This window comes from Kitasatospora sp. NPDC015121 (assembly GCF_055562955.1).
The window spans coordinates 186,527-208,374 of the sequence record NZ_JBVHEH010000006.1 but is presented as its reverse complement, the minus strand read 5'-3'; the positions used below and the strand labels follow the sequence as shown (position 1 = coordinate 208,374).

22 protein-coding genes are annotated in these 21,848 nt (G+C 75.5%); 4 read left to right on the top strand and 18 right to left on the bottom strand.

Going from position 1 to position 21,848, the window contains the following annotated elements:
* Positions 1-271: 271 nt before the first annotated feature.
* From ACZ3J7_RS10895 to ACZ3J7_RS10875, 5 genes are all read right to left on the bottom strand, one after another.
* Complete coding sequence (locus ACZ3J7_RS10895; protein ID WP_465619067.1) at positions 272-751, bottom strand: macro domain-containing protein; 480 nt, start codon at positions 749-751, stop codon at positions 272-274.
* A 115-nt stretch (positions 752-866) separates the two neighbouring features.
* Positions 867-2,204, bottom strand: a complete 1,338-nt coding sequence (locus ACZ3J7_RS10890; RefSeq protein WP_465619065.1) for an FAD-dependent oxidoreductase — start codon at positions 2,202-2,204, stop codon at positions 867-869.
* A gap of 37 nt (positions 2,205-2,241) precedes the next feature.
* Positions 2,242-2,961 carry a maleylpyruvate isomerase family mycothiol-dependent enzyme gene (locus ACZ3J7_RS10885; protein ID WP_465619063.1) on the bottom strand — a complete coding sequence of 240 codons (720 nt, stop codon included), beginning with the start codon at positions 2,959-2,961 and terminating at the stop codon, positions 2,242-2,244.
* Positions 2,958-3,800, bottom strand: a complete 843-nt coding sequence (locus ACZ3J7_RS10880; RefSeq protein ID WP_465619061.1) for a fumarylacetoacetate hydrolase family protein — start codon at positions 3,798-3,800, stop codon at positions 2,958-2,960. Before ACZ3J7_RS10880 ends, ACZ3J7_RS10885 begins: the two co-directional genes overlap by 4 nt.
* The gene (locus ACZ3J7_RS10875; protein WP_465619059.1) at positions 3,797-4,966 is read right to left on the bottom strand and encodes a cupin domain-containing protein; all 1,170 of its coding nucleotides are present in this window, start codon (positions 4,964-4,966) and stop codon (positions 3,797-3,799) included. The genes ACZ3J7_RS10880 and ACZ3J7_RS10875 overlap by 4 nt, the downstream gene beginning before the upstream one ends.
* Before the next feature lie 109 nt (positions 4,967-5,075).
* Here ACZ3J7_RS10875 and ACZ3J7_RS10870 point away from each other — a divergent pair, with 109 nt between their 5' ends.
* Entirely contained in the window at positions 5,076-5,852 is a 777-nt protein-coding gene (locus tag ACZ3J7_RS10870) for an IclR family transcriptional regulator (RefSeq protein ID WP_465619057.1), read from the top strand.
* Between the two features lie 386 nt (positions 5,853-6,238).
* On the opposite strand, the gene ACZ3J7_RS10865 is transcribed toward ACZ3J7_RS10870, so the two are convergent.
* The 3 genes from ACZ3J7_RS10865 to ACZ3J7_RS10855 all read right to left on the bottom strand — a co-directional run bounded on the left by ACZ3J7_RS10865 (position 6,239) and on the right by ACZ3J7_RS10855 (position 10,099).
* Positions 6,239-8,458 (bottom strand): TerD family protein, encoded by a 2,220-nt coding sequence (locus tag ACZ3J7_RS10865; protein WP_465619055.1) that lies wholly within the window; start codon positions 8,456-8,458, stop codon positions 6,239-6,241.
* Between the two features lie 91 nt (positions 8,459-8,549).
* Entirely contained in the window at positions 8,550-9,545 is a 996-nt protein-coding gene (locus ACZ3J7_RS10860) for a MerR family transcriptional regulator (protein WP_465619053.1), read from the bottom strand.
* A 65-nt stretch (positions 9,546-9,610) separates the two neighbouring features.
* Entirely contained in the window at positions 9,611-10,099 is a 489-nt protein-coding gene (locus tag ACZ3J7_RS10855; protein ID WP_465619051.1) for a MarR family winged helix-turn-helix transcriptional regulator, read from the bottom strand.
* 140 nt (positions 10,100-10,239) lie between these two features.
* Between ACZ3J7_RS10855 and ACZ3J7_RS10850 the strand changes: the two genes are divergently transcribed.
* Positions 10,240-11,121 carry an SDR family oxidoreductase gene (locus ACZ3J7_RS10850; protein ID WP_465619049.1) on the top strand — a complete coding sequence of 294 codons (882 nt, stop codon included), beginning with the start codon at positions 10,240-10,242 and terminating at the stop codon, positions 11,119-11,121.
* A gap of 124 nt (positions 11,122-11,245) precedes the next feature.
* On the opposite strand, the gene ACZ3J7_RS10845 is transcribed toward ACZ3J7_RS10850, so the two are convergent.
* From ACZ3J7_RS10845 to ACZ3J7_RS10835, 3 genes are read right to left on the bottom strand one after another with little or no spacing between them, the layout of a single operon-like run.
* Entirely contained in the window at positions 11,246-12,244 is a 999-nt protein-coding gene (locus ACZ3J7_RS10845) for a TIGR03842 family LLM class F420-dependent oxidoreductase (RefSeq protein ID WP_465619047.1), read from the bottom strand.
* A 29-nt stretch (positions 12,245-12,273) separates the two neighbouring features.
* A complete protein-coding gene (gene hydA, locus ACZ3J7_RS10840) occupies positions 12,274-13,662 on the bottom strand; it encodes a dihydropyrimidinase (protein WP_465619045.1) in 1,389 nt (462 codons plus the stop codon).
* A 5-nt stretch (positions 13,663-13,667) separates the two neighbouring features.
* Positions 13,668-14,510 (bottom strand): nitrilase-related carbon-nitrogen hydrolase, encoded by an 843-nt coding sequence (locus tag ACZ3J7_RS10835; RefSeq protein ID WP_465619043.1) that lies wholly within the window; start codon positions 14,508-14,510, stop codon positions 13,668-13,670.
* A 280-nt stretch (positions 14,511-14,790) separates the two neighbouring features.
* On the opposite strand from ACZ3J7_RS10835, the gene ACZ3J7_RS10830 reads away from it, so the two are divergent.
* Entirely contained in the window at positions 14,791-15,123 is a 333-nt protein-coding gene (locus tag ACZ3J7_RS10830) for a hypothetical protein (protein WP_465619041.1), read from the top strand.
* Positions 15,124-15,175: 52 nt separating this feature from the next.
* On the opposite strand, the gene ACZ3J7_RS10825 is transcribed toward ACZ3J7_RS10830, so the two are convergent.
* The 5 genes from ACZ3J7_RS10825 to ACZ3J7_RS10805 all read right to left on the bottom strand — a co-directional run bounded on the left by ACZ3J7_RS10825 (position 15,176) and on the right by ACZ3J7_RS10805 (position 19,142).
* Positions 15,176-15,790 carry a TetR/AcrR family transcriptional regulator gene (locus tag ACZ3J7_RS10825; protein ID WP_465619039.1) on the bottom strand — a complete coding sequence of 205 codons (615 nt, stop codon included), beginning with the start codon at positions 15,788-15,790 and terminating at the stop codon, positions 15,176-15,178.
* A gap of 139 nt (positions 15,791-15,929) precedes the next feature.
* Positions 15,930-16,379 carry a hypothetical protein gene (locus tag ACZ3J7_RS10820; protein WP_465619037.1) on the bottom strand — a complete coding sequence of 150 codons (450 nt, stop codon included), beginning with the start codon at positions 16,377-16,379 and terminating at the stop codon, positions 15,930-15,932.
* 69 nt (positions 16,380-16,448) lie between these two features.
* Positions 16,449-16,880, bottom strand: coding sequence for a hypothetical protein (locus ACZ3J7_RS10815; protein WP_465619035.1), 432 nt, complete (start codon positions 16,878-16,880; stop codon positions 16,449-16,451).
* Between the two features lie 122 nt (positions 16,881-17,002).
* Positions 17,003-18,244 (bottom strand): FAD-dependent oxidoreductase, encoded by a 1,242-nt coding sequence (locus ACZ3J7_RS10810; protein ID WP_465619033.1) that lies wholly within the window; start codon positions 18,242-18,244, stop codon positions 17,003-17,005.
* A 133-nt stretch (positions 18,245-18,377) separates the two neighbouring features.
* Entirely contained in the window at positions 18,378-19,142 is a 765-nt protein-coding gene (locus tag ACZ3J7_RS10805; RefSeq protein ID WP_465619031.1) for an SDR family oxidoreductase, read from the bottom strand.
* Positions 19,143-19,244: 102 nt separating this feature from the next.
* Here ACZ3J7_RS10805 and ACZ3J7_RS10800 point away from each other — a divergent pair, with 102 nt between their 5' ends.
* Positions 19,245-20,093, top strand: a complete 849-nt coding sequence (locus ACZ3J7_RS10800) for a helix-turn-helix transcriptional regulator (RefSeq protein ID WP_465619029.1) — start codon at positions 19,245-19,247, stop codon at positions 20,091-20,093.
* 75 nt (positions 20,094-20,168) lie between these two features.
* On the opposite strand, the gene ACZ3J7_RS10795 is transcribed toward ACZ3J7_RS10800, so the two are convergent.
* Entirely contained in the window at positions 20,169-20,906 is a 738-nt protein-coding gene (locus tag ACZ3J7_RS10795) for a VOC family protein (protein WP_465619028.1), read from the bottom strand.
* Between the two features lie 148 nt (positions 20,907-21,054).
* Positions 21,055-21,804: an NAD-dependent epimerase/dehydratase family protein gene (locus tag ACZ3J7_RS10790; protein ID WP_465619026.1), complete on the bottom strand. Its 750-nt coding sequence runs from the start codon at positions 21,802-21,804 to the stop codon at positions 21,055-21,057.
* Positions 21,805-21,848 lie beyond the last annotated feature (44 nt).

Sequence of the window (21,848 nt, the reverse complement as noted above, 5' to 3'; positions counted from 1 at the left end):
AGCCCGCGCTGCGCCCCGGCCGCGATGATGCCGGTGCTGGTGACGCCACCGGGGGTGGTGGGCTCACGAAGGAGTCGAGGCAGTACCCGGACGAGACCACCACGCCGCGCCGGGCAGCCGCCGGGACCGCGGTCAGGGCCGCTCGGCCAGCTCGGTCAGGTTCCGTCGGACCATGGTGTCGCACTCCGCGTCCCGCCGAGCGGTCCGTCGGGGAAGGGCTCCGACGATGGCGAGCACGGACGAGGAGGGGCGCGGCGGGAGGGGGCCGGGGTCAGTGGTCGTAGACCGTGACCGGCACGCCCTGCGCGCTGAGTCGTTCGGCTATCAGCGGTTCGACCCGTTCCCACCTGCCGCCGGCCAGGCCGCAGCCGATCCGCGGCATGTGCACGGAGGCGCCGAGCCGCAGCGCCTCGGGGGCGAGCTTGGCGAGCGCGGCGTCGATCGCCTCGTAGCGGACGGGGACGCCGGTGGAGCGGCCGGTGCGGATGCCGCGCTGGCCGACCAGGTTGGCCACCCACAACTGCGGCCCGACCTGGACGAGTTGCAGCGCGCCGAGGCCGAAGTCGTTGCCGGCCCGCTCCCGGTGCCAGCGGCGGAACGCGGCCTCCGGCTCGGGCCAGCGGCGGGAGAGCGCGAGCACGAAGCCCTTGCCCCAGCCGCCGAGGTCGTTGCACACGTGCGCGATGATCCGCGCGCCCTTGCCCTGCGGCGCCGTGGCGTCGCCCCGCAGGTAGGTGATCGTCTCCGCCATGCGGGCATCCTCGCAGCCACCGCCGACAGCACGCGGAGCACGTGCCCCTGCACCGGTGGCGGCCGGACGGCTGCGGACGCCGGCGTACGGGCAGCGGCGCGCGGGCGGGCGACGCTCAGCGGGCCGCCGGCTCCTCCGCCCGGGTGCCCGTGGGCTCCGCCACCCGTGCACCCGTCAGCGGGACCGGGGTGAACATCGGCGGCTCCTGGTCCGGTTCGAGCGCGGTCGGGCCGTAGATCCAGTCGGTGAACGCGTAGTCGTCGACGGCCCGTTCGCGCAGGACGGCGTTGCGCCGGAGGCGGGCCTCGCCCTCCAGGTGCCACAGCTCGCCCCAGCTCCGGGCGGTGGTCTGGACGCGTCGGCAGTGCTCGACCCGGACGGCCTGGTACGCGGCGAGCACGGCGTCCCAGCACGGTGCTCCGCCGGGTGCCCCGTCCGCCGCCCCGCCCGGTGCCCCCTCCGTCGCCCCGTCCGGCGCGGCGAGCCGGGCGTGGTGTTCGGCGAGCACCCAGCCGTCCTCGATCGCCATGACCGCGCCCTGCGCCATGTACTGCAGCGGCGGGTGGGCGGCGTCGCCGAGCAGCGCGATCCGGCCGTGCACCCAGGTCTCGACCGGGTCGCGGTCCATCATCTGCCACCAGCGGTCGCGCCACATCAGCGGGATGCCGGCCCGGACGGTGTCGCAGGTCGCCTCGAAGGCGGTGTCCAGTTCGTCGGGGGTGCCCCAGTCCGGGTCGCCCGCCTTGGCCTTCGGCGACTCGAAGACCGCGACCTGGTTGAACATCTCGCCGCCGCGCAGCGCGTACTGGACGAAGTGGCAGCGCGGGCCGACGTACACGGTGACGTCGCGCTCGGCGATCCCGTTGGCGCGGGCCCGCTCGATCGGGACGGCGGCGCGGTAGGCGACGTAGTCGGAGCTGACCACTTCGTCGCCGACCAGCTTGGCCCGGGCCACCGAGTGCAGCCCGTCGGCGGCGATCACCAGCGGGGCCTCCTCGGCGGTGCCGTCGGCCAGCAGCACCCGGGCGCCGGTGTCGGTGTGCTGGTAGTCGACCACGGTGCGGTCGGTCAGCAGTTCGACGTCGGCCCGTCGGCAGGCCCGCAGGAAGATGCCGTGCAGGTCGCTGCGGTGGATCACCAGGTACGGGTGGCCGTAGCGCCGTTCGAGGTCGCTCAGGTCGAGCCGGGTCAGTTCGCGGGCGTCCAGCGCGTCGCGCATCACCATGTGCTCGGGAGCGACGCCGAGTCGGCGTGCCTCGTCCAGCAGGCCGTAGTCGGCCAGGATCCGGGTGCAGTTGGGGGCGATCTGCAGTCCGGCGCCGACCTCCCCGAACTCCTGCGCCCGTTCCAGCACGCGCACCCGCAGCCCGCGCCGGGCCAGCGCGAACGCGGCCGCGAGGCCGCCGATGCCGCCGCCGACGACGAGCACGTCGGGGGTGAGGGGAGGGTTCATGGGGTGCTCCTTCACGTCGTGGGGGTGTGCGGGAGGGTCACAGCCAGGGGCCGAGGTCCGGGGCGCCGTCGATCTGCTGACGGCCAGTCAAGTAGCCGGTGATCAGGGGTAGTTCGGCGGTCACGATGGCCGGCTCGCCGTCGCCGGGCAGCGTCCACTCCGCTCCCCCGTCCGGGGTCCGCAGGACGAGCGCCGGGCCGGGTGCGGCCGCGCGCTTGGCGAGGACGTCCTCGGTGAGGGCGGCCAGGAACCCGGCCGGGAGGTCGGCGAAGCCGGTGCCGGCGGCCAGGTCGACCGCGTGCACGCAGGCCTCGCGGGCACGGAGCCACGGGAGTTGGGCGGCGGTGACGGTGCGGCCCTGGGCGGTGACGACCGGGGCCCGCCACTGCTCGGGGGTGAGCGCATCCAGGGCGGCGGCCAGCCGTCGCGCGGACTCCCGCACCCGGGCGGTGAGTTCGGCGGCCGGGAGGGTCCGGCCGCGTTCGATGCCGGCCAGCCGCTCCTCCGGGGAGGCGTACATCGGGGTGGGTTCGCCGGTCGCGGCCCAGTGCACCAGGTTGCCGAGCGCGTCCGCGTTGGCGGCGAGGTGGGCGGCCAGGTGGGCGCGGGTCCAGCCGGGCAGCGAAGTGGGGGCCGCGTACTCGGCGGGGCCGAAGGAGTCGGCGGCGGCCAGGAAGAGCCCGGTGCCGAACGCCGCCCAACCGCGCGCGTCCTCCGGCGTGCGGGGGCCCGCCTGGGCCCCCCTCCCGGCGCTCACGCGGCGCCGCCGTCCCGGACGACCCGGTTCTCCAGCCGGCCGAGGCCCTGGATCTCGGTGACCACGGTCTCGCCGCCGCTCAGGTAGCGGGCGGGCTTGCGGGCGTGGCCGACGCCGCCGGGGGTGCCGGTGGCGATCAGGTCGCCGGGGTTGAGCCGGACCACGGTGGAGACGTACTCGACCAGGGCGACCGGGTCGAACAGCAGGTCGCCGGTGGTGTCGGACTGCACGGTCTCGCCGTCGACGGTGAGCGTGACGTCGAGCACCGGGCGGACGCCGCCGGGCAGTTCGTCGGGGGTGACCAGGAACGGGCCGACCGGGGTGGTGGAGTCCCAGGTCTTGCCCTGGAGCCACTCGCGGGTCCTGAACTGCCAGTCGCGGCAGGTGACGTCGTTGAGCACGGTGAACCCGGCGATCGCGGCCTCGGCCTGCTCGCCGCGGGCGCGGCGCACCGACCTGCCGATGACGACGGCGAGTTCGACCTCCCAGTCGAACTCGGCGGTCTCCTCCGGGCGGAGGATGTCGTCGCCCGCGCCGATCAGCGAGTCGGCGAACTTGGCGAACAGGGTGGGGTGTTCGGGCAGGTCGCGGCCCATCTCCTGAATGTGGTTGCGGTAGTTGAGGCCGACGCACACCACCTTGGAGGGGCGGGGCACCACGGGCGCGAAGTCGGCTCCGGCCAGCGGGTGGGTGGGGCCGGTCGCGGCGGCGGCGATCCCGGCCCAGTCGTCCTGGGCGAGCAGCGCGCCGAGGTCGGGGTGGCCGAGCTCGGTCAGGGTGTCGCCGTCGAGCCGGACGGCGCGGGTGGTGCCGCCGGTGCGGAGGGTGGCGAGCTTCATCGGGTGGTTCCTTCCGGATGGGTGCGCTGCAGCCGCAGGGCTTCGAAGATCGGGGCGTCGCCGAACTGGAACAGGTCGAGCGCGCCGGAGTCGGAGTCGGTGGCGCCGGCCTCGGAACGGGCCGAGAACGGCTGCCAGGAGGGGACGGTGAACAGGTCGCCGCGGCCGACCGTCCAGGTCCGCTCGCCCACCGTGACGGTGCCGGAGCCGTCGAAGACCTGGTAGACGGACGAACCGGTCTCCCGGACGGGGGCGGTCTCGGCGCCGCGGGCGATCCGGTGCACCTCGGCCCGGATGGTGGGGAGCACGTCCCGCGCGGTGGCCGGGTCGGTGAACCGGACGGCGGCGTGGCCGGGCTCCACCGTGCCGCCGAACCCCTCGGCCTCCAGGGCGAGTTGGTCGTCCAGCGCGCGGTCGGTGTGCTCCCAGCGGTAGGCCAGCAGCGGGCTGCCGGGGCCGGGGCGGCCGGCCGCCAGCGGGCGCAGGCCGGGGTGGCCCCAGAGGCGTTCGGAGCGGGAGCGGTCGGGCGTGGTGCGCTCGGCGGCGGAGATCTCGTCCCGGCCGAACTCGAAGAACTGGGTCTCGCCGGCGTACTGGAACGGGATGTCCAGGCCGTCGATCCAGGCCATCGGCGCGTCGGTGGCGTTGTGGTGGGCGTGCCAGTTCCAGCCGGCCTGCGGGAGGAAGTCGCCGCGCCGCATCGCGACCGGGTCGCGGCCGACCACCGTCCACACCCCCTCGCCCTCGACGACGAAGCGGAAGGCGTGCTGGCTGTGGCGGTGCTCGGGGGCGTCCTCGCCGGGCATCAGGTACTGGATCGCGGCCCAGAGCGTCGGGGTGGCGAACGGGCGGCCGCCCAGCGAGGGGTTGGCCAGCGCGATCGCCCGGCGCTCGCCGCCGCGCCCGACCGGGACCAGCTCCCCGGCACGGGCGGCGAGTTCGCGCAGCTTCTGCCAGCGCCACAGGTGCGGGGCGGCCTGCGAACGGGGGTGGGCGGGCATCAGGTCGCCGATCTCGGTCCACAGCGGGACGAGCAGCTCCTGTTCGAAGCCCCGGTAGAGCGCGTGGAGCGCCGGGGTGACCTCGGGCTGCCCGTCCGCGGCGACGGCCTGGAGCCGGACCGGGGAGCCCGTTGCGGTGTCTGGGGCGGTGGTGGACTCGATCACGGGCTCAGCGTGCCGCGTCCCGCCCAGGAGAACAGGTAGATTCTTCAGAGCAGAACGATGGCCGCCCAGCCACCGCCCGGCCGCGGACCGGCCGCAGGAGGAGCGCACCGTGGACAAGCCGCTGAAGACCCCGCCGCCCTACCCGATCGCCAGCGTGGACCACGCGCTGCGGGCCGCGACCATGCTGCAGATGGAGGGCGGGGCGACGGTCTCCCAGGTGGCCGAACGCCTCGGCGTGGCCCGCTCCACGGCGCACCGGATCCTCGGGATGCTGGTGTACCGGGACTTCGCGGTGCAGGGCGAGGACCGGGTCTACCGGGCCGGGCCGGTGCTGGAGCTGGCCGCGCACTCGCGCTCGCTGGTCTCCCGGCTGCGCCCGGCCGCGCTGCCGCACCTGCGCCGGGTGGTGGACGTGCTGGACGAGACGGTGAACCTGACCGTCCGGGCCGGTGACACGGCACGGTTCATCGCCAGCGTGGAGTCGACCCGGGCGCTGCGGGTGGGCTCGCGCGAGGGCATGGTCTTCCCCGCGCACCGCACCACCGCCGGACTGCTGCTGCTCGCCGAGCTCTCCCCCGAGCAGCTGGAGGAGGTCTACGCCCCCGAGCGCTACCGGGACCGCCCCGGCGAGCGGCCCGACCTGCCGCAGCTGCGCGCCGAGCTGGGGAGGCTGCGGCGCGGCGGCTTCGCCGTGAACCGGGAGCGCTCCGAACGCGGCCTGACCGCCGTCGGCGTGCCGGTCCGGGACGGCGCGGGCACGGCGGTGGCCGGCCTGTCGGTGTCGATGCCGAGCGTGCGCTACGACCCGCACCGGCTGCAGTCGCTGGTGGCGGTGCTGGAGACGGCGGCGCGCGCGCTGGAGGCGGACCTCGCCGAACGGCCCTGAGCCGCGCCCCTCCCCGCGCACGACGAGAGCCGGGGCGCCCCGTCCCGGGGCGCCCCGGCTCGAAGTCGGCGGCGAGGAGGGCGAACGGGCTGATTTCATCAGGAAAGGAGAAGGAAGCCCGTCCATGGCCTCGCCTGCCGCACACGCTAGCAGCGCCGCCGGACCCCGGTCACCCGATTTCCCGGACCGCACCCGGCGGCCCGAAGTGGACGGCGAGGAGGGCGAGCGGGCCGCGTTTTGCAGACGGTGGAGAAGGAGGCCCGCTCATGGCCTCGCCTGTGCCGCAGGCTAGCACCCGCCGCCGCCCGACGGACACCCGCCGCCGCCCGGCGAACACCGACCGCCCACCACGCACCACTCACCACGCACCGCCCGCCACCGGCCGCTCAGGCCGGGATCAGCTCGCGCAGGTTCTCCGGCGTGATCACCCGCGAGCCCTCCGGCAGGCCCTCGGGGCGGTCCAGGCCGAGGTAGGTGACCGGGCCGTCCGGCGCGGGGCCGTTCCAGGGGAGCAGTTCGGCGCCGTTGGCGACCATCAGGCCGACCAGGTGGCGGACCGTCAGGTACTCCCGCCCGGTGCCGGCCCGCAGCAGGTCGGCTACGGTGACCCGGTTGCCCTCGACCCGGTTGCCGACCGGCTCGCCGCGCAGGTACACGTGCAGCCAGCGGGCGTACCACGCACCGTCCGCCCGCCGTTCGAACACCAGCGGCAGGGCGACCCGTCCGGCGCCCCGCAGGTCGGACTTCATCCGGACGGTGCGCGGCTCGAACGGGCGGCCCTGCTGCTCGTCCTCGCGCAGCATCCAGCCGAAGAACGACTCCTCGACGTCCTGAAAGCCCTCGCCCGCGTACACGTTGACCTGCGGCACGATGAACGCACCGGGCACCTTCGCCAGGTGCAGGTTGATGAACTCCGAGGCGCCGTCGGGCGCTTCGACGACGTCGCCGGAGTGCTCGCCGGCGACGGAGCTGAGTTCGGTGTACGACAGCCAGGTCGGGTTGTCGTACGACTCGTCCAGCATCAGCGCGGACAGGTCGAAGTCGGTGCGCAGTTCGCGCTGCTTCCAGTGGACGAAGAAGCGCAGCAGCTCGCCCCGGACGGGCTGCAGCGAGCCGCGGGGCAGCACGCCGAAGCCGGCGGCGCTCGCGTTGCCGCTGAGCGGGAGGGCGACGTCCAGGAGGTCGGGGTCGACCAGCAGGCGCGGCGGGTCGGCGGGCAGGCGGCGGGCGGTCTCGGCGTCCAGCGCGGCGGTGAGGCGTTCGCGGGCGGCGGCGGGCAGCGGCGGGCGCAGGTCGTCGGTGACGTGGCTGCGGGCGTCCCGGTTGACGAAGACCCGCCGGTCGGTGCCGCCCCCGGCCCGGTTGTGCAGGTGCTCGCGCAGCGAGAGCAGCAGGCGGCCGGACGCGGCGGGCAGCGCGCGTTCGGCGGCGGCGGTGACGGCGTCCCGCTCGGGGTCGGTGCGGGCCTCGCGCAGCAGTCGGTCCAGGGCGCGCAGCAGCTTGCCGGGCGCGGCGGCGGCCAGCAGTTCGGCGGCGGCGCCGGCCTCCCCGGCGGCGAGCAGTTCCTCGACCCGGCCGTCCACGCCCTGGGCGCGCTGCTCGCCGCGGGCGACGGCGAACACCCGGGCGGCGTGCGGCCACTTCGGGTACTCGTGCGGGTGCAGGCGCTCGCCGAGCCGCTTGAACCGCTCGCGGTGGCGCAGCACGTCGGCGAGCTTGCCGGGCGCGGCGGCCACCAGTCCGTCGAGGGCGGCGAGCAGGGCGCGGCGGACCGGGCGCGGCAGCGGGCCGAACCTGGTCGGGGCGGCGAGCGTGACGTCGCCGCCGGCCAGCGCGCAGGCGGTGCGCAGCACGTCGGTGACGGTGTCCGCGAACAGCGGGCCCGAACCGGCCTCCAGCCGGGCGGCGTCGAGCACGGCCCGGTTCTCCCGGACGGGTACCTCGGCGGGCTGCGGGCCGTCCGCGCAGTGCCGGGCGAGGGCGGCCAGGTCGCGCAGCGCCTCCGCGCCGAGCGGGGTGGTGCTGCCGGCCAGCGCCAGGTAGAGCGCCTCCGCCTCCCGTTCGGGGGTGTCGCCGAGGTGCAGCACCGTGATCCGGTCGCCCGCTCCGGCGATCAACTCCTCGTGTGCGGCGAGCAGTTCCTCGTACCCGTGCCGGTACCTGCCGTAGCCGGGCAGGGTCAGCAGGTCGAGCCCGTCGAGCCGGGCCTCCCCGGACTCCGCCGCCTCGTCGGCCCCGGTCAGCTCGGCCAGCAGCCCGCGCCAGAAGTCCTCGGTGTCGGGCACGCCGTGCGGGAAGTCCACGAAGTACGTGTTGTGCCGCACGTGGTCGCCGAGCAGTTCCCGGACGGCCGCCAGCCCGTCCTCGGCCAGCTCGCGCACCCGCTCGGCCGGCAGCTCGGAGAGCCGCGCCAGCAGCTCCCCGGACAGCTTGAACCCGGCGGACATCAGCGCGGCGTCGAACTGCCGCGCCACCACCGCCCCTTGCCCGACCCGCCCCGGCTCGCTCGCCCCGGCCGCGTCCAGCGGCACGGGCAGGCGGCGGGTGCGGCGGACGACCAGCGGGACGACCGGCGGGACGACCGGGGAGGTGAGATCACGCGACATGCCCCGCATGCTCGCAGACCCCCTCCCCCGCCCGCACCCCGGTTTCCCGGCCGCCGCGCGTCCTCCCGCCTCGCGCCCGCCTCACCCCGCCTCACCCCGCGGCGCGCAGCGCGCGGGCCGTCCAGGCGAGGGCCGGGGCCGGGTCCTCGGGCGGGGGCCAGCCGTTGACCACGGCGAGCAGTTCGACGTAGCGCTGCCGCAGCGGGTCGGCGGCCCGGTCGAGTTCGGCGGCCAGGTCGCGGCGCAGCGCGAGGTCGTCGGGGCGGCCGGTGTCGCGGGCCCGGCGGGCGGTCAGCGCGGCGCGGACCACGGCGGCCTCCGGCCCTTCGGGCGGCAGGCCCGCGGCGAGGGCGGGGGCGGCGAGCTGCCGGGCGAGGGCGGCGGTGCCGGGACGGGGCACGCCGCCGCCGGTCCCCGCGTGCTCTTCGACGGCGCGGCGGAGCGAGGCCCGGAGGTCCGGGTCCTGGGCGAGTTCAGCGAGTTGGGTCCAGGCCCGCAGCTGCCGGGCGTCGGCGTCGGCGGCCGGTTGGGGGGTCATCGAGTGCCGGATCCCGGCCCGTTCCGATCCGGCCGTGCCGAACGCGTGGTCGAGGAACTCCTCGACCACCCGGTGGCGTTCGTCCCGGGCCAGTCGTTCCAGCCGCTCCAGTCGTTCCATCGCTTCCTCCTGCTCTCCGCCGCCCACGCCGCCGTCCGGACCGCAGCCCGTACCGCCGTCCGCAGCGCCGCCCACGCCGCCGCTCGCGTCCTCGGCCGCACCCGCGGCAACGGCCAGCAACACGGCGTGCCGCAGTCGGAGCGTCCGGATCCGCGCGGCCACCGCGTCGGCGTGGACCGCGGCCACCTCGGCCAGCGAACGGCCCTGTTCCAGCACGTCACGGACGGTGCCGAGGTCGAGCCCGAGCTCCCGCAGGGTGCGCACCAGCCCGAGCCGCGCCACCGCCGCCCGGTCGTACCGCCGGTGTCCGGCGGCAGTGCGGCGGCTGGGGGTGACCAGTCCCCGGTCGGAGTAGAACCGGATGGTCTTGACCCCCAGCCCGCTCCGCCGAGCCAGTTCCCCGATCGAGTAGTCGCCGTCGCCGTCCATGCCCCCACCCTGGCACCTCCCCCCGCGGGAGCTTCAAGCCCCGCGGGCAACCGCTTCGGCCGCCGTCACGGGCGACGGTCCTTCAGGCGGTCCAGGGAGTCGACGTACTTGAGCATCAGGCGGGCGAAGTCGAGGCGTTCGGTGTCGGACCAGTCGGCGGTGATGTACTCGAACGCGGAGCGCTGGTGGCGGCGGAAGCGGTCCATCAGTTCGGCGCCCTGGGGGCTGAGGTGCAGGACGGTGCGGCGGCCGTCGTGCTGGGAGGCGGCGCGGAGCAGGTAGCCGGCCTTGATGTTGTCGGTGACCATCCGGCTGGCGACGGAGGGGTCGACGGCGAGGAGTTCGGCGATCGCGCCGACGGTGACCTCGGCCTCGGAGTCGCGGGTGTGCTCCAGGACGAGGTTGAGCACCAGGGTGCGGCTGAGGTCCTTGGCGGAGATGGGGTGCTCGACGTCCAGCAGCGAGGTGCGGCGCAGCTTGCCGAAGGCGGGGCCGACGGCGTCCAGCAGTTCGTCGGCCGTGGGGTGCGGCCAGTGGGCCTCGTTCTTCGTCATGCACCCATGGTAGGTGCGTGAAACGGGACAGGTGCGCAAGGGAACGCATAACCGTGTTGCCCATCAATTGCATGCATGACAGCATGCATGTGCGGGACGGCACACCGGCCGCCCGCCCGCTTCTCTCCTCGGGGGTTCCCATGACCGTTCTCGTCACCGGTGCGCGCGGCCAGGTCGGCCGCGCCGTCCTGGAGCGGCTGCACGCCGCCGGCCGTCCCGTCCGCGCCGCCAGCGCCCGTCCGGCCGAGCTGGCCGTCCCCGCCGGGGTGGCGGGGGTGGAGCTGGTGCTGAACCGGCCCGACACCTTCGCGGCGGCGCTGGCGGGCGTCCGCCAGGTGTTCCTGTACCCGGAGCCGGCGGGTGTCGACGAGTTCGCCGCGGCCGCCCGGGCGGCCGGGGTGGAGCACGTGGTGCTGCTCTCCTCGGCCTCGGTGCTCTCGCCGGACGCCGAGAGCGACCCGCTGGGCGCGCACAACCTGCGGGTGGAGCGGGCGCTGGCCTCCGCCGGTCTGCCCGCCACCCTGCTGCGGGCGGACGCCTTCGCGAGCAACGCGCTCGGCTGGTCCCGGACGATCGCCGCCGGGCTGCCGGTCGAACTGCCCTACCCGGAGGCCAGCCTGGCCCCGGTCCACCCGGCGGACATCGCCGACGTCGCGGTCGCCGCGCTGACCGCCCCGTCGGTGCCGGGCCGGGCACCGGCCGCCCCCGGGCCGCGCGGCCGCGCCGTCACGCTCACCGGCGGGCAGCGGCTGACGCTGCGCGAGCAGGTGGGCGTGCTGGCCGAGGTGCTGGGCCGGCCGGTCCCGGTCGAGACCGTGACCCGGGCCGAGGCCGAGCGCCAGCTGGGCCGTTTCATGCCCGCCCCGCTGGTCGGCTCGCTGCTCTCCTACTGGGCCGCCGCCAGCGCCGCCCCGGCGGTGATCGGCGAGACCACCCGCACCCTGCTCGGCACCCCGGAGCGCACCTTCCGCCAGTGGGCGACCGAACACGCGGCCGCCTTCCGCACCGCGGCCGAGTCCTAGCCCGCAGCCGACTCCGCAGGCCGGCCCGACTCCGCAGCCCAGCCCCAGCCCCAGCCCGACTCCGAGCCCGAGTCCGAGTCCGAGTCCGTCTGACGGGAGGAACCACCGGCCCGGCGGCGGGCGCTCAGGCCAGCGCCGGGATGACGTGCTCCCCGTACGCGTCGATGACGGCCTCCCGGGCGTCGTGCATCGCGTACACCGCGAACTGGTCGACGCCGAGGTCGCGCAGCGCGCGCAGCTTCTCGACGTGGGCGGCGGCGGGGCCGAGCAGGCAGAAGCGGTCGACGATGGCGTCGGGGACGAAGTCGGTGGAGGGGTTCCCGGCCCGGCCGTGGTGGCTGTAGTCGTAGCCGTGCCGGTCCTTGACGTAGGCGGTGAGCTCCTCGGGGACGAGGCCGGAGTGCTCGCCGTAGCGGGCGACCAGGTCGGCGACGTGGTTGCCGACCATGCCGCCGAACCAGCGGCACTGTTCGCGGGCGTGGTCGAGGTCGTCGCCGACGTAGGCGGGGGCGGCGACGCAGACGGTGACGGCGGCGGGGTCGCGGCCGGCCTCCTCGGCGGCCCGGCGGACGGCCTTGACCATCCACTCGGTGAGGTAGGGGTCGGCGAGTTGCAGGATGAAGCCGTCGGCCTTCCGCCCGGCGAGGGCGAGCGCCTTGGGGCCGTAGGCGGCCATCCAGACCGGCAGCTTCCCGTCCTTGACCCAGGGGATCCGGATCGGCTTGCCGTCGACCTCGGCCTCCCGGCCCTCGGCGAGGTCGCGGATGGCGTCGACGGCGGCGCCGAGCCGGGCGAGCGTGTTGGGCCGGCGCCCGGCCACCCGCATCGCGGAGTCGCCGCGGCCGATGCCGCAGACCGTCCGGTTGCCGTACATGTCGTTGAGGGTGGCGAAGGTGGAGGCGGTGACCTCCCAGGTGCGGGTGCCCGGGTTGGTGACCATCGGGCCGACCCGGAGGCGTTCGGTGTGCTCCAGGACGCGGCTGTGGATGACGAAGGGCTCCTGCCAGAGCACGGCGGAGTCGAAGGTCCAGCCGTGGCTGAACCCGGCCCGTTCGGCGCGGCGCATCAGTTCGACGACCTTGGCGGCCGGCGGGTCGGTCTGCAGGACGAGTCCGAAGTCCACGGCGGGAGGCTCCTCGCGGGAGAGGGGTGTCAGAGGTACTGGCAGGTGGAGCGGGGCAGGAAGGCGCCGTGCCCGGGGCGGCCGAGGTAGTCGCCGCGGTCGAGCAGCACCTCGCCGCGGGAGAGCACGGTCTCGACCCGGCCGGTGACGGTGCGGCCCTCGTACGCCGAGTAGTCGACGTTCATGTGGTGGGTGGCGGCGGAGAGGGTCTGCACGGCGTGCGGGTCGTAGACGACCAGGTCGGCGTCGGAGCCGGGGGCGATGGTGCCCTTGCGCGGGTACAGGCCGAACATCCGGGCGGGGGCGGCGCAGGCGAGGTCGATCCAGCGGCGGCGGCTGATCCGGCCGTCGACCACGCCCTGGTGCAGCAGGTCCATCCGGTGCTCGACGCCGGGCAGGCCGTTGGGGATCTTCGAGAAGTCGCCCCGGCCGAGTTCCTTCTGGCCCTTGAAGCAGAACGGGCAGTGGTCGGTGGAGACCACCTGGAGGTCGTCGGTGCGCAGGCCGCGCCAGAGCGCCGCCTGGTGCTCCTTCGGGCGCAGCGGGGTGGAGCAGACGTACTTGGCGCCCTCGAAGTCGGGTCCGGCGAGGTCGTCGGTGGAGAGGAACAGGTACTGCGGGCAGGTCTCGCCGAAGACGGGCAGGCCGAGGTCGCGGGCGGCGGCGAGTTCGGCGAGCGCCTCGCGGGCGGAGACGTGCACCACGTACAGCGGCGCGCCGGCCACCCGGGCGAGCTGGATCGCCCGGTGGGTGGCCTCGGCCTCCAGCAGCGCCCGGCGGACCTCGCCGTGGTGCCTCGGGTCGGTCTCGCCGCGTGCCAGGGCCTGTTCGACCAGGACGTCGATGGCGGGGCCGTTCTCGGCGTGCAGCATGGTGAGCGCGCCGACGTCGGCGGCGCTCTGCATGGCGCGCAGGATCTGGCCGTCGTCGGAGTAGAAGACGCCGGGGTAGGCCATGAACAGCTTGAACGAGGTGACGCCCTCGCCGACCAGGCCGGGCAGTTCGCGCAGCACGGCCTCGTCGACGTCCGAGACGATCATGTGGAAGGCGTAGTCGACGGCGCAGTTGCCGTCGGCCTTGGCGTGCCAGGCGTCCAGTCCGGCGCGCAGCGAGGAGCCGCGGGTCTGGACGGCGAAGTCGACGATGGTGGTGGTGCCGCCCCAGGCGGCGGCCCGGGTGCCGGTCTCGAAGGTGTCGGAGGCGCGGGTGCCGCCGAACGGCAGCTCCATGTGGGTGTGCGCGTCGACGCCGCCGGGGACGACGTACTTCCCGCTCGCGTCGAACACCTGGTCGGCGCTCCAGCGCTGGCTGCCGGGCAGGGCGAGCGCGACGACCCTGCCGTCCTCGACCAGCACGTCGGCGTGGGTCTCCTCGGCGGCGGTGACGACCAGTCCGCCGGTGATCGCGGTCCGGGCCATCGCGCTCAGGCCCCGGTCAGCGGGCCGTAGGCGTCCGGGCGCCGGTCCCGGTAGAACGCCCACTGCTGGCGGACCCGGTCGATCAGCCCGAGGTCGAGGTCGCGGACGACGAGCTCCTCGCGCTTGTCGGAGGCGACCTCGCCGACGAACTGGCCGCGTGGGTCGACGAAGTAGCTGGTGCCGTAGAAGTCGTCGTCGCCGTACTCCTCGACGCCGACCCGGTTGATCGCGGCGACGAAGTACTCGTTGGCGACGGCGGCGGCGGGCTGCTCCAGCTGCCACAGGTAGGCGGACAGGCCGCGGCTGGTCGCCGACGGGTTGTAGACGATCTCGGCCCCGGCCAGGCCGAGCGCCCGCCAGCCCTCCGGGAAGTGCCGGTCGTAGCAGATGTACACGCCGACCCGGCCGACGGCGGTGTCGAACACCGGCCAGCCGAGGTTGCCGGGCTTGAAGTAGTACTTCTCCCAGAAGCCGTGCACCTGCGGGATGTGGTGCTTGCGGTACTTGCCCAGGTAGCTGCCGTCGGCGTCGATCACGGCGGCGGTGTTGTAGTAGAAGCCGGCCCGCTCGATCTCGTACACCGGGGCGACGATCACGATGCCGAGCTCCTTCGCCAGCGCCCGCATCCGCCGCACGGTGGGACCGTCGGGGACGGGTTCGGCCCAGGCGTAGTGCTCGGGTTCCTGGACCTGGCAGAAGTAGGGGGCGTTGAACACCTCCTGGAAGCCGATGATCCGGGCGCCCTGCCCGGCGGCGTCCCGGGCGGCCCGCTCGGCGGCGGCCAGCATCGATTCCTTGTCACCCGTCCACGCGGTCTGGAACAGGGCGGCCCTGACGACACGACTCATGGCCGTCTCCTCGGCTCGGAGGCGCAAAGGCCCGGCTGGAAGGAGCGCCGTAGCGCTGTAGACCGTTGAGACTAGGAGCTCTGCGGCGCACGGGTGGGTGCCACGCGGGGGCGGGGGATAAATCGGTCCGGCGGAATGCGTCGATCGCGCGATGCCGTGCCCGGCCCGGCCGGTGTGCACTGGTGGTGCGGACCGGACACCAGGCCGAGGGGGCGCGGATGCGGGAGGTACCGGACGGGGGCCCGGAGCCCTGGCTGGACAGCGTCGAGATCGCCGGGCTGTGGCCGGTGCGGGAGGCGTACGTGGGGGCGGTCGCGTCCCGCGCGAAGGTCCGCACGCACCGGAGCGGCGGCGGGAGCCGGGCTCGTACGGGGCCGCGCCGACCCACCACCACTACCACCCGGAGGACGTGCGGCGGGTCGCGGCGGACATCGCGGCGGGCCGGATCGACGTCCCGGCGCCCTGGCGCAGCGACAGCCCCGAGGGGCGGCGGGCCGGGTTCCGGGCGAAGCTCCGGTTCCGGCTGACCTGTTCGGTCGTGCTGCTGTTCTTCCTGCTGGTGTTCGGCGTCGCCGTGCACGGCGTGCTGTTCCCGGATCCGACGACGCCCTGACCGGCCCCGCCCCAGGACGGCGGCCCGGGGCGGGTGAGCAGCCCGCAGCGGGTCAGCAGCTCGCGGCGGGCAGCAGCCGGTCCAGGGCGCGGCGGGTGCGGGTGGCGGCGAGCGGGTCGCGGAGGAGTTGCAGGGCCTGGTTGAGCGCGAGGTAGATGCCGGTCAGCTCGTGGACGACCTGCTCCGGGTCGGTGTCGGCGGGCAGTTCGCCGGCCTGGACGGCGAGCCGGACCTCGCCCGCCAGGCGGCGGCGCCAGACCATCAGCAGCCGGGCGACGTTGCGGCGCACCGGGCCGTCGTGGGCGTCGAACTCGACGGCGGCGGTGGTGAACAGGCAACCGCCGGGGAAGATCTCGCGGGCGTGCTCCAGGTAGTCGATCCAGCTCTGGCAGACGGCCCGCAGCCGGCACAGGCCGGGCCGGACCGCCTCGGCCGGGTCCCAGACGAGCGCGGTGAAGAGGGCGGAGGCCCGTTCCAGGGTGGCCAGTTGCAGGGCCTCCTTGGTGCCGAAGTGGCCCAGCACGCCGGCCTTGGAGAGGCCGAGGTCACCGGCCAGCCGCCCGATGGTCAGGCCTTCCAGTCCGTCGACCGAGGCGAGGGCGACGCTCCGGTCGATGATCCGGGCCCGGGTGCGGCGGGCCTCCGCCACGGTGCTGCGCGGGCTCATCGGTCCTCCTCCGCGGTCCGCGGTCCGTTCCGCCGGTGTTCCGCCGGTCCGTTCCGTCCGGGTGCGTCCTGTCCCGCCCCCAGGCCTGGAATCCTACGACGCGCGGCGGCCCGGGACGGTGCGGGCGGGCGGGGCCCGGTCAGTCCGTCGCCTTCGTCAGCAGGTAGCCGCCGCAGGGGGCGTCGACCTCGGCGGCGTAGGCGCACAGGGCGGGCCGCCCGTCCCTGCGGACCGAGACCAGGACGAGCCGGGAGGAGTCCGTTCCGTCCGGGCGCCGGAGGAAGCCGAGTTCGACCGAGGTGTTCGGGGCGTTGCCGCCGTCGCCCAGCCGCCACCGGCCGTCCAGGCTCTCCGGGGCCGGGCGCAGGCCCGTCCCGGCCGGGGCGGCGTTGGTCGAGAACCTGCCGTCGGCCCGCAGGACGAGCGTGACGCCGTCGGCCGACTCCCAGCGGCCGGCCAGTTCCCCGGTCGACAGCCCGGGGCCGCTGACCGGCGGGCGGAAGCAGCACCGGTCGACGGCGTCGCAGGTGGCCGGGAGGAGGGCCAGGCAGGTGCCGAGGGCGGCGGTCACGAACAGGGCTCTTCGCACGTCGGAGACTCCGTTCCGTTCAGGGGCGGGTGGTCGGCCGGCCTGCGGGCGGTCGGCCGTTCGACCGGGTCAGCCGTTCGACCGGGTCAGCAGGTCGGCCAGGAACAAGGCCCCCCACCCGAGGGCCGCGACGGCCGCCGGGAGGCCGACCAGCAGCAGGCGGAGCCCGGGCTCGGGGCGCGCCAGCGTCCCCGCCGCGACCAGGGCGAGGGCGGGGACGGCCAGGACGAACAGTCCGAACAGGGCGCCGAGCACCGAGAGGACGAGGACGATCCAGCCGATGACCGGGCAGACGAAGCGGAAGGAGTTCTCCTGCCGGGCGGTCAGCGGCAGGGCCAGCAGCAGTACGCCGACCAGCAGGGGGCCGAGGTCGTCCGAGCCGCCGGGCGAGCACAGCACCGAAACCGCCCCGAGCAGCGCGGACAGCACCGCCAGGACCGCCAGCCACCGGGCCGGCCCGGGCACCGGCCAGTCCTCCTCGGAGCCCCGCACCCCGCCCACCCCCGTCATTGAACACGTTCAAATGAACGGGAAGAACGTACCAGAACCCTCGCTCCCGCCGACACCCCTCCCGACGCCCCTCCCGGTCCGACTCCAGGACCGGCCGCCGAAACGGCGGCCGGTCAGCGGCCCGCCGCCGCGAGGTCGGCCAGCACCTCGCGGGCCGCCCGCGCCCCCGAGGCCAGCGCGCCCTGCACCGAGCCGGTCGCCCGGTGGTCGCCGCACACGTAGCGGCCGGGCGCCCACCGGCTGGTGCGGGTGAGCGGGTGCGGGGCGGGCATCGCGGGGAGGGCGGCGGGGATCCGGTAGGCGGCCAGCGGCTCCCACGCCGAGGTGTCGCAGCCGTACAGCTCCGCCAGCCGGGCGCGCACCGGTCCCTCCTCGGCCGTCGTGCCGAGCACCGACGTCGACACTAGCGACAGCCCCCGGGGCGCGCAGTCGGGCACCACCTCGGAGAGCACCACCGAGTTCAGCAGCCCGCGGTCGCCGTCGACCAGGAGCGTCGGCTCGGCCAGGGGGCTGCGCTCGGCCGCGTGGTAGAACGTCGTCACCCCGTGCCCGGGCGGGACCGCGAGGCCGGGCAGCAGCCGGGCCGCCGCGGCCGCCTCGGTGGCCACCACCACGCGGCGCGCCCCGACCTCCCGGCCGTCCGCCAGCAGCACGCCCTCCCCGTGCACCCGCTCCACCCGGGCCTCCAACTCCAGCGTCCCCGGTGGCAGCAGGGCGGCGAGGGCCGCGGGCACCGCGCCGATCCCCGCCGCGGGCAGGGTCAGCGTGCCGCGGACCATGCTGCGCCAGTACAGGTGGAGGACCCGGCTGGAGGTGGCCAGTTCGTCCTCCAGGAAGATCCCGGCCAGGAACGGGCGCAGCACCCCGTCGAGAGTCGCCGACGAGAGGCCCGCCCGGCGCAGCGCCGCCGCCGCCGGCACGTCGCGCCCCCGCCGCAGGGCCGCGGCGGGCAGCAGCGCGTCCCGGGCGGTCAGGGCGGCGAGCACGGCCGCGTCCCTGGCGGGCAGGGCCCGGCCGGTCAGCAGGTCGCCCGCCTGGCCGGGCCGGCGGGTGGGGTCGACGAGCCGGCGCCGGCCGGCCGAACCCGCCAGGACGAAGCCCGGGGTGAACGGGCGCAGGCGCAGCGGGCGCAGGTCGAGTCGGCGGCGCACCTGCGGGTAGGCGGTGTTGAACACCTGGAAGCCCCGGTCCAGCCGGAAGCCGTCGCGCGGGTCGGTGCGCATCCGTCCGCCCACCGCGTCCGACGCCTCCAGCAGGCGCACCCGCCGTCCGGCCGCCGCGACGTCCAGCGCGCAGGCCAGGCCCGCCGCCCCGGCGCCGACCACCACCACGTCCACCGCACCGTTCGCGTCCACCGCGTTCCTCCTCGCCGCCGGGGCTGCGTCCCGTCGACGGATTCGGAGCCGGACCGGCGAGCGGATGGGTCCCGGCACCGGCCACGGCCCTGGCATCGGGGAGCGCGGCGGTACCGGCCGGGGAGCGCGGCGCCTACTGCGCGTGTCCTCCGGCGGGGTTGAGGGCGGCGACGACCTGGTCGTAGTCGCCCCGGGCCTCCCCGTGGCGCAGGAACTTCACCCGCTCGACCAGGATCTCCTTCGCCTCCGGCCGGCTCTCGATCAGGCCGACCACCTCGGCGGTGAACTCCGCCAGCGGCATGGCCGTCTCGCTCTCCTCGTGCCCGGGCATCAGGGCGGTGCGGACGGCCGGCGGCACCAGTTCGACGACCTTCACGGAGGTGTCGGCGAGCTGGAGCCGGACGGACTCGCTGAGCATGTGGACGGCGGCCTTGGTCGCGTTGTAGGTCGGCGTGATCTTCAGCGGGGCGAACGCCAGGCCGGAGGAGACGGTCATGATGGTGGCGTCCGGCTGCTCCTGGAGGTGTTCGACGAACGCCGCGATGAGCCGGATCGTGCCCAGGAGGTTGGTGGTGACCATGGCCTCGGCGTCGGCCAGGAAGGACGCCGGGCGGCGCCAGTCCTCGGGGGTCATCACGCCGGCCATGGTGACCAGGACGTTCAGCCCGGGGTGGCGGGCCAGGACCTCCTTCGCCGCCGCCTGGACGCTCGCCGGGTCGGCGGCGTCGACGCGCACGGTGTCGACGCCGGGGTGCTCGGCGGCGATCCGCTCCAGCAGGTCGGCGCGCCGGCCGCCCACCACGACGGTGTTGCCCTTCTCGTGCAGCGCGAGGGCGAGGGCCAGGCCGAGGCCGCTGGTGGCGCCGGGGATGAAGACGGTGTTTCCGGAGATGTTCATGGCTCCGACTATCGGCCTCCGTCGCGGGCGGCGGCAGAGACCGGTCATCGGGGGACCGCCGGTCCCTGGCTGAGCCGCGGCGGCCGGACCACAATCGGACCCATGGACCGCACCGCACTCGCCGACTTCCTGCGCCGCCACCGCGAAGCCCTCCGGCCGGAGGACGTCGGCCTGCCGCAGGGCGCCCGCCGGAGGGCTCCCGGCCTGCGGCGGGAGGAGGTCGCCTCGCTCGCCGTGATGTCGACCGACTACTACACCAGGCTGGAGCAGCGGCGCGCGCCCCAGCCCAGCGAGCACATCCTGGCCTCGCTCGCCCGGGCGCTGCGGCTGACCGGCGACGAGCGCGACTACCTGTACCGGATCGCCGGGCACAACGCCCCGGCCGCGCGGTCGGCCTCCCCGCACGTCGCCCCCGCGCTGCTGCGGGTGCTCGACCGGCTCGCCGACACGCCGGCGCTGGTGCTGAGCGACCTGGGCGAGACGCTGGTGCAGAACGGCCCGGCCGCCGCGCTGTTCGGCGACGCCTCGCACCTGACGGGGTGGGCCCGCAGCGCCGTCTACCGCTGGTTCACCGACCCCGCCGACCGCGCCCGCTACCCCGAGGACGACCGCGACCGGCAGAGCCGCGCCCAGGTCGCCGGCCTGCGCGCCGCCTACGGCGTGCACGGCCCGCACTCCCGGGCGGGCGAACTGGTGCGGGTGCTGAGCAGGGCGAGCGCCGAGTTCGCCGACCTGTGGGCGCGCCACGAGGTCGCCCGGCGCTTCGAGGACCACAAGACCCTCGTCCACCCCGAGGTCGGGCCGATCGAGGTCGACTGCCAGGCCCTGTTCACCGAGGACCAGTCCCAGGTCCTGCTGGTGCTCACGGCCGCGCCCCGCAGCGAGAGCGAGGAGAAGCTGCGCCTGCTCGCCGTCCTGGGCCACGACCGCTTCGCCCCCGCACCGCGCTGACCCGCCCGCGACCCGCTGCCGGACCGTGCCCCGGGGGCCGGGGCCGTACGTACCCCGGGGGCCGGCGGCTGGGGCTCAGCGCGGGCTGAGGAGGCAGAACTCGTTGCCCTCCGGGTCGACCAGGATCCTCCACGAGATCGAGGACTGGTCGATGCCGGGATCGGTGGCGCCCAGGGCGCGCAGCCGGGCTTCCTCTCCCGCCGGGTCGTCGTCGGGGTAGGGGGCGACATCGAGGTGGACGCGGTTCCACCCGCTCTTGCGGTCGGGGGTGCGCACGAACTCCAGGTAGGGGCCGACGCCCTGGGCGGAGCGCAGGGAGGCGTGGTCGTCGGCGACCTCGTGCACCGTCCAGTCCGTCGCCCCGCCCCAGAAGCGGGCCATCGCGCGCGGGTCGGCGCAGTCGACCACCACCGCGGCGACCGGTCCGGTGTCCCGGTAGGTGGGGCGGGGTTCCAGGACGCAGAACTCGTTGCCCTCCGGGTCGGCCATGACCGTCCAGGGGACGTCGCCCTGGCCCACGTCGGCGAGGGTCGCGCCGAGGCCCCGCAGGCGCGCGACCGACTCCGCGTGGTGGGCGGCCGAGGTGGTGGCCAGGTCGAGGTGCACCCGGTTCTTCGCCGTCTTGGGTTCGGGGCGGGCGACGATGTCGATGCAGACGGCCGTGGGGGCGGGGTAGTGGAAGCCCACGGGTTCGAGGTTCGTCACGCCGGGTCCCTCGCTGTCGACGCCCCAGCCGAGCGCCTCCGCCCAGAACCGGCCGAGCGCGGAGTCGTCCCGGGCCTTCATGTTGACCTGCACGAGTCTTGTCGCCATGCCGTGCATCCTAGGACTCCTCCCGGAGCCGGAAGGACGTGGTCGAACTCCGCCGGGACGGCCGACTCCGAGGTCCCCCCGACCACCACGGCCGGCGGCCGGGTGGTCCCGGCCGGGTCGGGGGTGTCGCTCACGGGTGGCCGTGCGGTCAGGGCCGGAGGTGCGGGAGGGTGAACTCGGGCAGGGCGTAGGGGCCGGCCTGGGGTGCCGCCGGGTCGGTCGGCAGGTCGGCGCCGGGGATGTCGGCGGCGTGCGGTTCGGCGTCGTCGAGGGGTGTGTAGTCCAGCACCGTCGGATCGGGGAGTTCCCAGAAGCGGCGGGTGTTGGCGGAGACGGCGTACACGGTGGCGAAGCGGGTGGAGGGCGGGGCGCTCAGCGCGGCCCGGACGTATCCGACGGCGTCGCGCGGGCTGAGCCACGTCGACAGGTGCCGGGGCTCGGTCGGGACGGGCTCGAAGCTGCCGATGCGCAGGCAGATGACGGACAGGCCGAACTTGTCGGCGTAGAGCCGCCCGAGGGCCTCGACGGCCGCCTTGCTCACGCCGTACAGGCCGTCGGGCCGTACGGGCTCCTGCGGCCCGGTGAGGTGCCCGACGGGGTGGAAGCCGCCCACGCGGTTGCTGCTGGCCAGCACCACCCGCCCGGTGCCCGCGCGGCGCGCCGCCTCCAGGACGTGGTGGGTGCCGAGCACGTTGGCGTCGAGGAGGTCCGCGAGCGGCGCTTCGTCCGGCACCCCGCCCAGGTGGAGCACCCGGTCGGCGCCCGCCAGCGCCGACTCCACGGCGGCCGCGTCGCGCAGGTCGACGGTGCGCACGTCCTCGTTGTCGGCCTCCGCGCGCAGCGGCACCCGGTCGAGCAGGAGCACCCGCGCCGCCTCACCTCGAAGCGCCTCGCGCACGACGGAACCGATCCTCCCCGCCGCGCCCGTCACCGCTACCGTCC

Bases quoted from the DNA above. Each gene is read 5' to 3' on its own strand.
- ACZ3J7_RS10895 (WP_465619067.1), bottom strand. From the start codon at position 751: ATGGCGGAGACGATCACCTACCTGCGGGGCGACGCCACGGCGCCGCAG.
- ACZ3J7_RS10890 (WP_465619065.1), bottom strand. From the start codon at position 2,204: ATGAACCCTCCCCTCACCCCCGACGTGCTCGTCGTCGGCGGCGGCATC.
- ACZ3J7_RS10880 (WP_465619061.1), bottom strand. From the start codon at position 3,800: ATGAAGCTCGCCACCCTCCGCACCGGCGGCACCACCCGCGCCGTCCGG.
- ACZ3J7_RS10865 (WP_465619055.1), bottom strand. From the start codon at position 8,458: ATGTCGCGTGATCTCACCTCCCCGGTCGTCCCGCCGGTCGTCCCGCTG.
- ACZ3J7_RS10860 (WP_465619053.1), bottom strand. From the start codon at position 9,545: ATGGACGGCGACGGCGACTACTCGATCGGGGAACTGGCTCGGCGGAGC.
- ACZ3J7_RS10855 (WP_465619051.1), bottom strand. From the start codon at position 10,099: ATGACGAAGAACGAGGCCCACTGGCCGCACCCCACGGCCGACGAACTG.
- ACZ3J7_RS10850 (WP_465619049.1), top strand. From the start codon at position 10,240: ATGACCGTTCTCGTCACCGGTGCGCGCGGCCAGGTCGGCCGCGCCGTC.
- hydA (WP_465619045.1), bottom strand. From the start codon at position 13,662: ATGGCCCGGACCGCGATCACCGGCGGACTGGTCGTCACCGCCGCCGAG.
- ACZ3J7_RS10835 (WP_465619043.1), bottom strand. From the start codon at position 14,510: ATGAGTCGTGTCGTCAGGGCCGCCCTGTTCCAGACCGCGTGGACGGGT.
- ACZ3J7_RS10825 (WP_465619039.1), bottom strand. From the start codon at position 15,790: ATGAGCCCGCGCAGCACCGTGGCGGAGGCCCGCCGCACCCGGGCCCGG.
- ACZ3J7_RS10805 (WP_465619031.1), bottom strand. From the start codon at position 19,142: ATGAACATCTCCGGAAACACCGTCTTCATCCCCGGCGCCACCAGCGGC.
- ACZ3J7_RS10800 (WP_465619029.1), top strand. From the start codon at position 19,245: ATGGACCGCACCGCACTCGCCGACTTCCTGCGCCGCCACCGCGAAGCC.
- ACZ3J7_RS10795 (WP_465619028.1), bottom strand. From the start codon at position 20,906: ATGGCGACAAGACTCGTGCAGGTCAACATGAAGGCCCGGGACGACTCC.